Annotated in this window: 17 protein-coding genes; 11 read left to right on the forward strand and 6 right to left on the reverse strand. The window is 37.9% G+C overall.

Annotated features, from left to right (window positions below; genetic code table 11):
* Nucleotides 1-93 precede the first annotated feature (93 nt).
* From G7051_RS12035 to G7051_RS12055, 5 genes are all read left to right on the forward strand, one after another.
* Nucleotides 94-2,250: a TonB-dependent receptor gene (locus tag G7051_RS12035; RefSeq protein WP_166200602.1), complete on the forward strand. Its 2,157-nt coding sequence runs from the start codon at nt 94-96 to the stop codon at nt 2,248-2,250.
* A 566-nt stretch (nt 2,251-2,816) separates the two neighbouring features.
* On the forward strand, nt 2,817-3,461 hold the full coding sequence (locus G7051_RS12040; protein ID WP_166200604.1) for a hypothetical protein: 645 nt from the start codon (nt 2,817-2,819) through the stop codon (nt 3,459-3,461).
* 185 nt (nt 3,462-3,646) lie between these two features.
* Nucleotides 3,647-4,270, forward strand: coding sequence for a hypothetical protein (locus G7051_RS12045; RefSeq protein WP_166200606.1), 624 nt, complete (start codon nt 3,647-3,649; stop codon nt 4,268-4,270).
* Nucleotides 4,263-4,547, forward strand: coding sequence for a transcriptional regulator (locus G7051_RS12050; protein WP_166115583.1), 285 nt, complete (start codon nt 4,263-4,265; stop codon nt 4,545-4,547). The genes G7051_RS12045 and G7051_RS12050 overlap by 8 nt, the downstream gene beginning before the upstream one ends.
* A gap of 291 nt (nt 4,548-4,838) precedes the next feature.
* Nucleotides 4,839-5,489 carry a carbonic anhydrase gene (locus tag G7051_RS12055; RefSeq protein ID WP_166200608.1) on the forward strand — a complete coding sequence of 217 codons (651 nt, stop codon included), beginning with the start codon at nt 4,839-4,841 and terminating at the stop codon, nt 5,487-5,489.
* Nucleotides 5,490-5,595: 106 nt separating this feature from the next.
* Here the strand turns inward: G7051_RS12055 and G7051_RS12060 are convergent, their stop codons facing one another.
* From G7051_RS12060 to G7051_RS12075, 4 genes are all read right to left on the reverse strand, one after another.
* Nucleotides 5,596-5,820, reverse strand: a complete 225-nt coding sequence (locus tag G7051_RS12060) for a hypothetical protein (protein ID WP_166115587.1) — start codon at nt 5,818-5,820, stop codon at nt 5,596-5,598.
* A 132-nt stretch (nt 5,821-5,952) separates the two neighbouring features.
* Nucleotides 5,953-6,513 (reverse strand): hypothetical protein, encoded by a 561-nt coding sequence (locus tag G7051_RS12065; RefSeq protein ID WP_166115589.1) that lies wholly within the window; start codon nt 6,511-6,513, stop codon nt 5,953-5,955.
* Nucleotides 6,514-6,561: 48 nt separating this feature from the next.
* Nucleotides 6,562-7,494: a hypothetical protein gene (locus G7051_RS12070; protein ID WP_166200610.1), complete on the reverse strand. Its 933-nt coding sequence runs from the start codon at nt 7,492-7,494 to the stop codon at nt 6,562-6,564.
* A gap of 149 nt (nt 7,495-7,643) precedes the next feature.
* Nucleotides 7,644-8,837 carry an XkdF-like putative serine protease domain-containing protein gene (locus G7051_RS12075; protein WP_166200612.1) on the reverse strand — a complete coding sequence of 398 codons (1,194 nt, stop codon included), beginning with the start codon at nt 8,835-8,837 and terminating at the stop codon, nt 7,644-7,646.
* A 118-nt stretch (nt 8,838-8,955) separates the two neighbouring features.
* On the opposite strand from G7051_RS12075, the gene G7051_RS12080 reads away from it, so the two are divergent.
* The 5 genes from G7051_RS12080 (at nt 8,956) to G7051_RS12100 (ending at nt 11,904) form a co-directional block, all read left to right on the forward strand.
* Nucleotides 8,956-9,474, forward strand: coding sequence for a GNAT family N-acetyltransferase (locus G7051_RS12080; protein WP_166200614.1), 519 nt, complete (start codon nt 8,956-8,958; stop codon nt 9,472-9,474).
* A gap of 79 nt (nt 9,475-9,553) precedes the next feature.
* The gene (locus tag G7051_RS12085; RefSeq protein ID WP_166200615.1) at nt 9,554-10,000 is read left to right on the forward strand and encodes an energy transducer TonB; all 447 of its coding nucleotides are present in this window, start codon (nt 9,554-9,556) and stop codon (nt 9,998-10,000) included.
* A gap of 96 nt (nt 10,001-10,096) precedes the next feature.
* Entirely contained in the window at nt 10,097-10,576 is a 480-nt protein-coding gene (locus G7051_RS12090; protein WP_166200617.1) for an energy transducer TonB, read from the forward strand.
* Between the two features lie 125 nt (nt 10,577-10,701).
* Nucleotides 10,702-11,070 (forward strand): DMT family protein, encoded by a 369-nt coding sequence (locus G7051_RS12095; protein WP_166200619.1) that lies wholly within the window; start codon nt 10,702-10,704, stop codon nt 11,068-11,070.
* A gap of 99 nt (nt 11,071-11,169) precedes the next feature.
* Nucleotides 11,170-11,904, forward strand: coding sequence for a hypothetical protein (locus G7051_RS12100; protein WP_166200621.1), 735 nt, complete (start codon nt 11,170-11,172; stop codon nt 11,902-11,904).
* Nucleotides 11,905-11,919: 15 nt separating this feature from the next.
* Here G7051_RS12100 and G7051_RS12105 read toward each other — a convergent pair whose 3' ends face one another.
* Both G7051_RS12105 and G7051_RS12110 read right to left on the reverse strand, forming a co-directional pair.
* A complete protein-coding gene (locus G7051_RS12105; protein WP_166200623.1) occupies nt 11,920-12,720 on the reverse strand; it encodes a DNA alkylation repair protein in 801 nt (266 codons plus the stop codon).
* Between the two features lie 22 nt (nt 12,721-12,742).
* Nucleotides 12,743-13,384, reverse strand: coding sequence for a peroxiredoxin-like family protein (locus G7051_RS12110; protein WP_166200625.1), 642 nt, complete (start codon nt 13,382-13,384; stop codon nt 12,743-12,745).
* A 206-nt stretch (nt 13,385-13,590) separates the two neighbouring features.
* Between G7051_RS12110 and G7051_RS12115 the strand changes: the two genes are divergently transcribed.
* Complete coding sequence (locus G7051_RS12115; protein WP_166200627.1) at nt 13,591-13,944, forward strand: helix-turn-helix domain-containing protein; 354 nt, start codon at nt 13,591-13,593, stop codon at nt 13,942-13,944.
* Nucleotides 13,945-14,090 lie beyond the last annotated feature (146 nt).

The raw sequence follows: 14,090 nt of genomic DNA on the forward strand, positions 1-14,090 counted from the left end.
AAAGTCTTTAATGATATATTTTATAAGTATAATAAGATTCAGTTATTGTTCTGACCAAACCAAAAATAGCTCTGTAAGCTTAAAATAAGCCCGATGAAAACAATTTACACTTGCCTGATAATTATGTCTTTTACAATGTTAGTAGCGAATTTATATGGACAAACAAATTTGATAAAAGGATTGGTCTCTGATATAAATGATATCCCTCTAGCTTTTGCCAATGTTTCGATAGTTGGAACAATCGATGGAACCAGCTCCGAAGATGATGGAACATTTGTATTAGAAACATCTGCTTCGGGAGTAGCCATCTTGAAAGTGACATTGCTAGGATATGAAGATTACAGTACCGAAATTGAGGTGCCACAGTCGGAAAAGTTTATCATAAAACTAAGACCCAATGCAAAAGTATTGTCCGAAGTAGTAGTTTCGGCAAGTAGTTTTCAGCTAAAAGGAGGGGTTCAGGGAGATGTCAAAAATGCCGTGGAATTAGTGACTGTTGCCGGATCGGATGGCGATTTGTACAGAGCAATGGCTGTCTTACCCGGAGTACAAGCTGCCGGATCGGATGGCAAGCTACTGGTAAGGGGAGGAGAGAGTCGCGAGTCGCAGACATATATAGATGGTATGCACGTGCTGAATCCTTACAGTTCTATGCCCGAAAATACAGCAGCCAGAGGACGTTATTCACCCTTTTTATTTGATGGAATCAGTTTTCAGTTGGGAGGATATTCATCCGAATACTCTCAAGGGTTGTCGAGCATTTTACCATTATCGACAAAAGACGAAAGTAAGTTTTCGAAATTAGGAATCAATATACTGAATGTAGGAGCAGGAGCGGGCGGTACTAAATCGTGGGCAGGTGGTTCGGCCTCTTTTAATCTCGATTATACTAATTTAGGGCCTTATGAAAACCTATTGTATCCGAGTGATCGCCAAACATGGCTCAAACCTTACTCAACATTGGCTGCACAAAACCAATTGAGGTTTGCCCTCGGTGAAAACTCCGTTCTTAAAACTTATTTTGCGTATGATAAAACCCGGTTTGGAAGGGTGACCAAGAATAATTTTCCGACCACCGAACGTAATCTTGATTTTAACGAGGGCAATACATATCTGAATACCACATTCCACACCAAATCAAAATCGGGATTCGATTTCTTTTCTGGAATAGCTCTTTCGATGAATGATCGAAAAATAAATAGTGGATTGATTGCCAACGACAGGGTTAAGATGAAAGAGTCCGAATTACATCTGAAAGTAAAAGGATCGAAACGTTTTAGCAATATATACAGGCTGGGCATAGGAGCCGAATCGATGATCCGCAAGTATGACTTTTCGTATGCTGATACACTGTCTTATGGTTCTGATATATACCATTCTATTGATGGTGTGTATGCTTCGAACGATTTTATACTGACATCTAATTTATTTCTGAACGTGTCTTCCCGTTTGGAATATACTTCGATCAATAAATCATGGAATATTCTACCTCGTATATCCTTGAGTTATGACTATAAGGGGTATACTCTTTTAGCTACTTATGGTAAATATCAGCAATTGGCAGATAAAGATTATCTTTTGTATAACAACCGGTTAGGTGCTGAAATCTGCGAACATTATCTTTTCGGGATACACCATCAATCTCAAAATAAGATATATCGAGCCGAGTTTTACCATAAGGAATACAATAATTTGGTAACAGGCGCTAACTATAATTATCGATCGTCGGGCAATGGATTCAGTAATGGTATTGATTTGTTTTTCAGCGATACCCGTTTTTTGAAACATTGGCAATACACACTTGCTTATTCTTATAATAATTCGAAACGAAGTTATCTTGAATATACAGAGAAGATTACCCCCACGTACGTTACGCAGCATAATGCGGCAGTGACTATAAAGTATGACTTGTTTAAATATAAAACAATCTGGGGGATTACCAATCGCTTTGCTAGTGGACGTGCGTACCACGACCCCAATAAAGAGGGAACGATGAATGCCGAAACACCGTTGTTTAACAGTCTCGATTTTTGTGTGACTTATCTGGCTCATAAAAAGGTAATTGTTTATGCTTCGGCTTCCAATATACTGAATCGTTCGAATGTGTTCGGATATAATTATTCGGAGGAGAAGAATGCTCAAGGAAAATTCGATAGGGTAGCAGTGCAATCCGAACGGAATCAATTCTTTGTTATCGGTTTATTTATAACATTGGGAGGAGATAAGGCCTATGACCCATCCACTTTCTAAATGTCATTCAGTAGTTTATTGGTGGTGTTTAAATGTTCTTTTATTTACAATATTTATTTTACTGCGCGTAATCAAAGATTACTTGCATTCCTTTTGCCCAAAGCCGCAAAAGGAATCAAAAAGGCTTTGTGCTGCGTGGCTCGCCTGCCTGACTTAAGCTTGTGGTCTAAACTAAACTTATTGCCTTACGGCACGTTTAGTTTTACGTCCACTTCGCTTGTCAGCCAACGGCTACTCCACTGATGCACCGGAGCTGACGCACGTAAACAGCTTTCGTCCGTCAGGCTTCCCGACCTTGCCGGTTGCACGGGGTACCCGCAGGGCGAATGAAAGCGTTAAGATACAAAAGGATATCAATGATAAACGTTTTTCTTTTGTTTTAGCTTTTGAGTCCGTAGCGGGTCGGGCAAAAGGCACAGTCTTGATTTTTTGTTTCGTTTTGTATCAAGACAAAATGAAAAACAAACCCAAAGGGTGCGTTAGAAATAAAAGAACAGTTATTTAAACGACTGTTTCTCATAAATGATTAAAATCAAACGTATTATAAATTAAAAACAAATTGAATTATGAAAACTTTAATTATCAACCTGCTTTTATTCGCTCTATGTAGTATTTCGGCATCTGCCCAAACGACAGATGATGTGTATCTCAAAGGCATGAACAGTGCTATTGCCCAGATGGACACCGTTAAAACGGTTGCATCTATTAAAAAAGTACGTAATCAGTTCGATAGAATCTCTCAAAAGTATTCCGATCAGTGGTTGCCTCTTTATTATGTGGCTTACGGCAATTTAGAAATGGTGTTCCATAACCCGAAAGCAGTCGAAGCCCAATCGCTATTGACCGATGCTAAAGAAAAGATAAGCACACTAGAGAAAATGAAGGGAGTAAATAAATCGGAGCTAAGCACCTTATGGGGATATTATTACAATGCTTTGATCGCAACAGATCCTGCAACAAATGGCGAAAAGTTCTACAATGATGCGATGTCGAACTATAAGAAAGCTATCGAATTGGATGCAAATAACCCCCGTCCGATATTCTTATTGGCTGTTTTCGAGCAGAATTTGCCTTCGTTTCTACAATCAGGCAAAGACTATTGCAGCGAATTGAGAAGGGCGGAAGAACTTTATAATAAGTCGAGAAGCCAAATAAATGAAATTCGCTGGGGCGAAAACTTTCTTGTAACGTTACTCGAGAAGTGTCAATAAGCTTCACAAACTTCTAAACTTAAAATAGCAATAAAGGTTTGTATAAGTTACATACTAAAAAATATATATCTTTATACTTTATAAGTAAAAGAAAATATTTGATTATACATTTTAAAGGCATAACAACCTATTGTTGTTTTGCTTTCCAAAGCAAAAAATAGTTCTGCGAACTTAACATCTGGATAATGGAAAATAATTTTAATGAACAAGATAGCCTCAAGTTAATCAATGAAATGATTACGCAGGCACGAAACAATTTTAGGAAAGGTGCAGGCAACAGCTTTATATTGTGGGGATATACGATTGCCATATTGGGAATGTTGAATTTTATTCTCTTGCATATTATTGAACCTGCATACTGTACCAATTATGTATGGCTTATGACTATACCCGTATTTATTGGCAACTATTGGTACGAATCGAAGAGAGCCAAACAAGCAGCCGTAACTACCCATCTCGACAAGGTAGTAACAACTATCTGGCTGGGCTTTTTCATCTCGAATCTGGTCTTTATAGGCTCTATTTTCTTTATAGCGATCAATTGGAAAACGTATATACCATATCTGTTTATTACTCCTATTATAATGATTATGGTAGGATTAGCCTTGTTTATTACAGCTAAAGTATATCGTTTCAAACCGTATTTTTACGGGGCTTGTATCTTTTGGTTGGGAGCTGTTTTATGCATCGTGCAGTATTCTTGGGTTGAAAGTATCGATCTTGAGTTTATAATATTATCAGTATCCATGATTTTAGGTTTTGTTATTCCCGGACATATACTGAATCGAAAAGCAGAATCTAATGTTTAAAGAACTCGATCCGTTGTTGCATTCTCAGTTACGGCTGGCAGTAGTATCATTGCTACTATCGGTCGAAGAAGCCGACTTTGTCTTTATTCGGGAGAAGACAAAAGCTACGGCAGGTAATTTGAGTGTGCAGATCGAAAAACTGAGTGAAGCCGGATATATAGAAGTCCGTAAATTTATAGATGGAAAAAGACCTCGTACCGTTTGTAAAATAACCGAAAAAGGTATCAATGCCTTTAATTTGTATGTAAAAGCTTTACAGGATTATATAAATAAGTAATAATGCGAATCGGTAAATTTATATCTTAATCAATAGAGTTTATATTCAATAGGTTATTATATATATATATCATTTGTCGCGATTTGTTTCAACACAGAGAACACTAAGTTTTGCAGCATGTACGAATCCAGATACTTATAAATGGTGTTCTTTGTGAAAATATCATAGGGTGACTCTTACAACCATTCGAAAACGATGATTCACTTTTTATACAATGAAATCGAGAAATTGCGAATAATAAAAAAGCAATTAGCATTACCTTTGTCGATGAACTAACAAAAGTGTATAAATATGTCTGATCAGGAAAAATATGACCAAATATTTGAGTCAAATAACAGATGGATAGAAAAAAATAAAATCGAGAACCCGGGATTATTCAAATTATTAGCAGCAGATCAGCATCCCGATTTTCTGTATATCGGATGTTCAGACAGTAGGGTGCATCCCAATCAGGTTATGGGTTTGAAACCGGGAGAGGTTTTTATTCACCGTAATATCGCAAACATGGTTGTATCCACCGACTTGAATATACTATCGGTGATCAATTATGCTGTAGAATATCTCAAAGTCAAATTTATCATTGTATGTGGCCATTACGGATGTGGAGGCATACAAGCCGCAATGAAAAACTCAGACTATGGTATACTTAACCCTTGGTTGCGAAATATACGGGATGTATATCATATGCATAAAGAAGAACTTGATGCTATAGAGGATATGACTTCAAGACATCGACGTCTTGTCGAACTCAATACGTATGAGCAATGCCGCAACATAATAAAAGTGGGCGAAGTGCAAAAATCTTATTATGAAAAAGGCTATCCCAAAGTGGCAGGGTGGATATTCGATATTAAAGATGCCCGACTTCATGACTTGTTCTTCGATATGGATGGAGAACTCCATAAAATCAAAGACATTTATGATATTACAGGCAAATTTTAAATAGGCTGTTATTTTAATTTAGCCCGCTAAATCTGCGGGCTAAATTATAATATCTATCTTCACAAAGAATGAAAAAACGAAAAAGTCGGAACTTAAATGTATGTTCTTAATCCTCCTCTTCTTCGTCGTATTTTTCGAGTTCATCTTCGTAAAAGCCCAAAGCCTGCTCAATTAAATCCTGCATAGCTTCTTCTTCTACTTTCGATCCATCGAGAATCTCATATTCTTCGCTGTCTACATCCAATATAAAGCGAGGCTTTTCGGTATGTAATACGTATGTATTCTCAGGATACTCTTCGTTATCGGCAATCAAAAATCTAGGTAATTCCATATTATTCGTATTTGATGTTTATTATCTACAAAAGTAAAGATTATTAGATGAGAATCTATGGTTTTTAAAGAGATAATAATGTAAAAGAGGAAGCAAAGCTTCCTCTTTCTGTATATATTAAATTAAAACTATTTATTCAGTAACCACTACTGTCGGAGCGAGCGGTGTAATGACACTTTCGTTTTCCAAAAGCTTGGCTATTTCCAATTCAGTTCCGGCCAGAACCGTAGTCCATCCGTTGGCATCGGCATCTGCAGCACCTGAAGCATAATTAAACGAAGTAGCACTCAACCCGTTGTTGCGACCCAATACAACAGCACGTCCCGATTTGTCGACAACGATAGCGATAAATCGCCCCAAGCTCAACGCATCGCCCTGATTCATGGTGTTGTAATCGTATTCGCTAACCGTAAAGTTTACTGTATGAGTACGGTATTTGCCACCGTTTCCATTTACAGCCAGTTCGTCAGTAAAAGAGGCTGTTCCCTCGGCAAAGTTGACTTTATAGATTGACTCAGACGAATCAAGAGTTATTTTGCTGATGATTTTATTATCGATGGTAACACCGTCAGGATTCTTTTTAAATTCGAAAACAGGGTTTGCATCATAATTGATCAGATAAACTGATTTGATACCTGCTATCTGGTATTGACAGTTATCTTTGGTAATATTTGCTGTTAATTTGCAAGACATAGATATATGTGTTTTATGTGTGAATAATCGTTTTTATTAGCTGATAGATTAATTGTAAAATACCACTTCGTCTTCGAACGGAATAACGAAACCAAGACGTAAACGTCCGTCGATAAATATTTTACTGTCGTGAGGAGCAGGGAATTGTCCGATACGGATTTCTTCCGTATCGCTCAATAAATCGGTAGCCAATAGGAAGTTCGAAATATCGGCAGCAATAATCGTTTTGTTGTTTAAACCTTTCACGGGAACAATCTCCAAGCCTAAATAACGAAGAGCTTCTGCTTCCAATGTAAACGCTGTGGCAATTACCTGATTGCTTACCGAAGCCAAAGCCATTTTAAGGCGTTGAAGCGTTTCGTATGCCACATAGATTTTCACGCTGTCGTTTTCCAATCCTTTTACCAATACGTTTTCGGGTATGGCATTATATACTTTTTCTATTTCGGCAACAATATTCGCCTTGGTCAGTGCAGATCCGGTAATCTTAATAGCCTCAGTACTTGCCGAAAGGACAGTTACCGCACCGTCAAAATCATTAGGATCGGTTGTGCTGTTACCTGTAAATATCTTCGTTTCTATTTCGGAGCTAAGTTCGGCTGCCAGCATTTCCATAGTAGCCTCTTCGAGAGCTTCGGGTAAATCGGTATTTTTAGCACCAGGTTTCAACATCACGTTGATACGTTTGCGTTCCAAGTCATCGATACATTGTTCGAGATTGATTTTATAGGTCTTTATTTTGACTTCTTTTTCGCTCAACTTGAATACCTGTTCGGGAGTCCATGCACAATCACGTCCATCGGGCTGTAGAAGAGTATGTTCGAAGTTCAATAGGTTCAGAAAAGTACTTTCCTTTACACCTGTAATTACATCGATTTTACCGTTTTCGATCAAACGACCTCCGAATAATGCTTTTGTAAACCAATCCATATTGGTACTTGGTTGGTAGCTGAGAGGTGAAATGTTATACATATTTGCCATATTGTTTTAAAGTTTGGTTTTTGTAATGTTTATATTGTTTTTGATAAATTAAGGTATAATGTATTCTGTAAAATATTTAATGATATATTTTAAGAATATAACTGTTTATTGCTGTTTTACTTGCCAAAGCAATAAATAGTTCTGTGAACTTAATTGCGGCTTCGGATGGTCATAGAAAGAGCCTGTGCCATTTGCTCGTATCGTTTCATTTCCGACAGCCTGCGGCAGGCAGCCATTGCGGTGGCAGGCATACTGCTGGGTGTCTGGCTGCGAAGCTTTTGTACTTCGGTATTTGCTTCTTTGGCTAAGTTGGCAAGCTCAGCTAGTTTAGCTTCCAAATCAGCGATTTTTTGTTTTAAAATTTCGGTAGATTCGCCCCCTGTTGGTGCTTCATCCTCAGGTTGAGGAGCAATTTGATCTTCCAATTGATGACGATTTGATCTTCTCAAGGTTTCGGGAGCTGTTGCTTGTGAAGGGTTAGAGGTTGTTGTGGCAGCTTCCTTTGTCTCAATAAATTGCCCTTGATCGTCTACCACCAGAATATTGCCGTCAGCCAGAGGATGTTCTCCTGCCGGTAGTTGTTCGTCGTCGAGTGTTGCAAATCCGTCGGCATCAATATACACTTCTTTTCCATCGGCAAGGGTGAAAAGTACGTAAGCCGTTCCACTGCTTGTAGAGTCGGCTTTTTCTACCGCCTGAATATCGAGAAAGAATTGTGATATGCGCGAAAGCAAAGTACCCGGTTTCTTGTTCCTTTGATTCATTTTTTCATTTTGTTTTTGATTCGTAATTGATTTTATTGTTTTGTTATTACTGATTTCCTGAAAGAAGAAACCCTCCAGAGAAAATCCCCTGACGTTTCCTGTCATAACCTGTGTGTCCCAATAGTGTTTGTCAGCGATTTTATAACTGCACATAAGTGTGCCTTTAGGTAGGTCGGCAAAGCCGAGAGCTTGGGATTTGTCATGCTGCGGATTTTCGACAATCCACAATTCGGTCAGGTAATTTCCTTCGAGAGGGTTTTGGTGTTGGTGTGTAGTATTCTGTAAAGCGATGCCTGTACGCATCATTTTTTGTGCGATTTTTTCGATCTGTTCAGCCGAAAACTGAATATAATATTCGCCTCGCGAGTCGTTACGATATATGAGTTGATCGGGGCGAAGTACTACTCCTGTGAGTATCTGCTTTTTCGAATCACGATTCAGCCGTTCGAGTTTAGGTTGTTTTGCCAGAGTGACAAAATCTATTTCGTTGGCGGGAACGTCTACAAACGAAATGGCATAGATACCGCTTTCATCTTCGGCGTTTTCGTCTATCAGACAGTTGTAAACGGGTATATTCATAAGTGCTTGATTTTACTGATAGATAAAATCGGATTTGTTTTTTTTCTATATTTAAAGATTAAAGCTTTTAAACCGCATAATTAATTCGGTAGTAGTAGATCAATAAACAAAGATTAGAATGAGATATATAATAGAAACCGAAAGATTATTTTTAAGAGAAGTTGATTCTGTGGACATTGACGATTTGTTCGAGATGGATTCAGACCCCGAAGTGCACAAATACATCGAAAATAACCCTGTAAAGTCTAAAGAACAAATTGGGGAAGTGATACGAATGCTTCGGGAACAGTATAAAAAGAATGGCATTGCACGCTGGGCTGTTATAGATAAACAAACGGGCGAATGTATCGGGTGGGCAGGACTAAAGTATTTTAGCGAACCTTTAAATAATCACACCGATTTTTATGAGCTGGGTTATCGTTTCAAAAAGAAACACTGGGGAAAAGGATATGCCAGCGAATCGTCTGCTGCTGTGGTGAAGTATGGCTTCGAAAATTTAGGACTCGATTGTATATATGCTATCACTCATACTGAGAACCTGAACTCAATACATGTTTTGAAAAAGCTGGGATTCAATCTTATGGAGGTGTTTGACTACGATGGAGACCCGACAAATTGGCTTGAGTTGAGAAAATAAAGTAAAAAAAGTAAAGTTTGTATTGTATATTTGTTTTTGTATTGTGTGCTTTTAGGTGGGAAACATTAAAATAACAGAAATGAAAAAACTACATTATTTACTATTATCACTAATAATGCTATGTCTTACAGCAACTCATTTGCAGGCACAGGGTAGCGATAGTACCGGCGTGAAAAAAGACGAATCTTTTAAAGTCGAAGCAAATGCTCTTGATATGCCTGTTTTTATGGGAGGATATGAAGGATTGATGAATTTTTTGCAACAGAATTTGGGATACCCTCAAGATGCTCTTAAGCAAGGAATAGAAGGTCGGATAGCTGTTCAATTTACGGTTTCTAAAGATGGTAGTATTAAGCATATCAATGTGATTAGAAGCCTGTTTCCCTCTTGTGATGCGGAGGCTGTAAGGGTGGTGTCTATAATGCCCAAATGGGTACCCGGAAAGCTTAAAGGTAAACCTGTTGATGCAATTTATACTCTCCCTCTTTCTTTTAAACTGCCTAAGCCAAGTTCTGTTACGTATTGAGACCAAACGATCTACTGATTTTATCGTATTATATTTATGGAATTATAATCTTTCTATACTCTAATTTATTAGTAAACATTAAATTAGTAGAAAGAAATGAAAAAACTAAAATATTTACTATTCTCATTAATCATCTTGTTTCTTACTGCAAGTCATTTACAAGCACAAGCTTATCGCTTGGATGTACTAAAAGAAATGGAGCATCCTTCTAAAAACAGAGGTGAAGTTAAAATGCCTGTTTATCCAACAGGCACTGATGAAATGAAGAGATTTATAGAAATGTTTTTAATATATCCTAAAGATGCTCTTCAAAATAAAATAGAGGGTCGGGTAGTGGTTCAGTTTATTGTTTCGAAAGAAGGGAATATTAATAAAATTACCGTAGTAAGAGGTTTAAGCCCAAGCTGTGATAAAGAAGCAATAAGGGTTGTTTCTATAATGCCTAAATGGATTCCCGGAGAGATAAATGGAGTGGCTGCTGATATTCAGTATACTTTGCCGATTCGGTTTAAATTTTCCGAAAGTGAAGAAACGAGTAATAGTAATGTGATTTGTGATTTTCCGCAGATTGACTGACTATTCACAATAATAATATTCATACTTATTACCAATAATTTTAATTCTGGAAAATTGTTGCATCTGAATCTGAATACTTACTTTTGCTTCGATATTTTATTCAGTCAGTATTATCAATAAAAACAATGTCGTCAGTATATACAGTTCTGCTGCTTATAGCATCTAATATCTTTATGACCATCGCTTGGTATGGACATCTTAAGATGAAAGATTTTTCGTGGTTTGCTTCGTTACCGCTGTTGGGAATTATTCTTATTAGTTGGGGAATTGCCTTTTTCGAATACTGTTTTCAAGTGCCTGCCAACCGTATTGGTTATGCGGAAAATGGCGGACCTTTTTCTCTTATTCAGTTAAAGATCATTCAGGAAGTAGTCAGTTTGACCGTTTTTATGGTATTCACGACTATTGTATTTAAGAACGAAGCCTTTAAGTGGAATCATATTCTTGCTTTTTTGTTTCTGATTGCTGCTGTATATTTGGTATTTAAAAAATAAGGTCTCAGACTTTTTTTACTATTTTGGTAACTATATGCCTGTACTTAGGCTGTCATGGGAAAAGGAAACAGTAAATATTAAACGTTATTAATGATTAAGATGTACAAAATAATTTATTTACTATTGGCAGTATGTTTGTTAACATCTTGCGAAACAGATAATAATGTGCCGTTTTTGAGTATCCCCGACGATGAGGCTCAGATTATAGAAATGAATGTAGAGGTAGGATCTTCGTCAAATTTGGTATTCAGTCCTATAATATATGCCAGTCAGATGATTGTCAATTGGGGAGACGGTAGTTTGCCTTGGCAATTTGTAAATCGCGATTCTACGAATACAGGTACTTCGACTTTAAAACCTCTCAGGTATACATATCCCGCAGCAGGTGCGTATGATGTTAATGTAAGAGCTATAAAAATTACCCGATTAGATCTATCTATGGATTCGGTTCGCCAGAATATCCGTACACTGCAATTGACGGATTGCCGTCATCTGAAAGCACTTTCGTGTAAGAATCAAGAGCTGAAATCTGTAAATATAAATACATCAGGCGTCAAGATGTTAGAGCTGAGTACCTTATCTGCATTGGAAGAACTGACGGTTTCGGCATGCGATAGTTTGTTGACCATCGTGTTGTATAAAAACCCTGAATTGAAAACCATCAATCTGACAAATAATCCTCGAATGTCGGCATTGTCACTCGATGCCGTATTTATTCAATTGCCGGAAGCAACATCCGGTATTCGAACTGTCAATTTGAGCAATAACGGCGGAGATGCCAGCTGCAATACGGCTATTGCTACTCAGAAAGGGTGGACTGTAAATATTCAGTAATCCATCTCTTTTGCCTTATTTATTTAAAGTTCTCAGAGCCTTCTTCACAATGTATGAAGTCGCTTTTGAGGGGCTTTCTTTCTCCCATTTCGAACAAAGTTCAATAACAAACTGAGGCTGGCTTTTACTAGCATCGTTGAGCCAATTACCTACACTGTCGCATACATATTTGGACGAGTCCGTTTTTAGCGGCTCTAAAATGGGCAAAGCCAATTCGGGATTTGTTTTGAGTGCTTCGATATGCTCACACCACACACCTCGTGGACGGGTTGCTTCACTGGCGAAACGCCTGATATTTTCGTTTTCCGATAAAGTCCATCCAGACAATATCCGTAAGCTTTCTTCGAGATTTTCGATAATGGACGGACGTACTGTCATCCATGAAATTTCTCTTACACCAAAATGTGTGTCGGCGGCAAAGGGTTGTATCTTTTCCAGTTTCTGAGACAACGACAGTTGAGGATTTCGACCGATGGTGTATGTCATCCAGCAACGTATCGAGTCGGATGTGTGTGAAGAGATATCATGGAGAAATTGGTTGTCTTTATTCCTTAGGCACACATCTAACAATCCGATACCTATTGTTTCGTTAAGCGTATTGGTCGTTTGCTTTTTTAGATTGCCTATTTCGGCAAGTATCGGTTCTAAATAATGCAGCCTGTTATTTTTTCGAAGCAGGTTTTCTAATAATACGGTTTGATTTACGGCCAGCCATTCGGTAAGATTGGCACTTTCTATTTCGCCTTTGTTCAGCAGGTCTAGTATTTCGGGGGATAGATCTTTTAAAGACCGGGCTCCTTTTCGTTTTTGTTCCATCCGATTGAGTGAATAGCAGAATTTATAAACTGTTTAATAGTTCGTCGATATTTACCCTTTTTGTATAATCGACATCTATACAGGAAAATATAATAGTCCTGTTTTTATCGATTACAAATACGGCAGGTATAGGCAAGCTGTTGTCGTCATTGCCATTGTATTCTGATAAATTTATACCTAATTGCCGATAGTAAGGTATAACAAAATCCTGAAGATCAAAAGCAATACCTAATTCTTTGGCATATTTGTTATCTGTATCACTCAGTATATCGAAACCGAACAGTGTTTCTGTTGACATTTCTGCATTTTTTTCGACTACCTGAGGGGAGATTGTCACTAATGAGGTTTGTTTTGCCCTTATTTGCGGCAATACTTTTTCTAAAGCCTTCATTTCGAGATTGCAGTAGGGACACCAGCTGCCTCTGAAAAATGCAATGATGAGGTGGTCGTTATCTTTTAATATGGCATCTGCTTCGATTATTTCTCCTCGTGTATTGCTTAAAGCAAATGAGGGTAGGGTATCGCCTGTTTGAAGGGCTGATTCTCCGATTTTGTTAAGCCTTAGGTCATCAATAGAATTCGCCAATGCTTTATTTATATGTTCGGGTAACTTTGCCGATATTTGATATTTCAGATTGTTGAGAAGATTGCTTAAATTTATCATTTCAATTTTATGTTAAGTTCACAGAACTATTTATTGCTTTGGCAAGCAAAACAGCGACAGGTTGTTATGCTTTTAAAATGAGTCATTAAATATTTTCTTTTACTTATAAATCATTTCAACTATTAAAAGTATGCAAAACTCAGTATTAAAAACCGAGTTTGCAATACGGGATATTTTTATGGCATAGGGATAAAAAAGTCAATTTTATGAAAACAAAGAAACCTGCGATAGAAGAAAAAGTGTGTACACTCGAAATTGCTGTAAATGCAATCAGCGGAAAGTGGAAGATACCTATCTTCTGGCAGCTGAGCCAGGGCAAGAAACGCCCGAGTGAATTTGTGAAAGGGATAGGAACGGTAGACAGGCGTGTCTTGAATCAGCAATTGAAAGAGATGGAAGCCGACGGACTACTCAAAAGAGAGGTTTTTAATGAACTGCCTCCCCGTGTCGAATATAGTCTGACGGATATGGCGAAGCCTTTGAACAATATACTCTGGGCATTGAACGATTGGGGGAAATTACTCTTCGAAGAGCAACAAAAGAAGACCCGAAATCTCTAAAGGTTTTGCAAAACGATCCGCCGCTTGGGTGACTTATTCTCGATTCTTGTCCGTCAGGCTACTCACCTTGGCGATTGCACGGGGTTATCCACAGAGCGAATGAAAGCGTTTAGAAACAAAATGAAAAAGAAGCCCGATAGGGTGCG

Source organism: Dysgonomonas sp. HDW5B (assembly GCF_011299335.1).
Classification (GTDB): domain Bacteria; phylum Bacteroidota; class Bacteroidia; order Bacteroidales; family Dysgonomonadaceae; genus Dysgonomonas_A.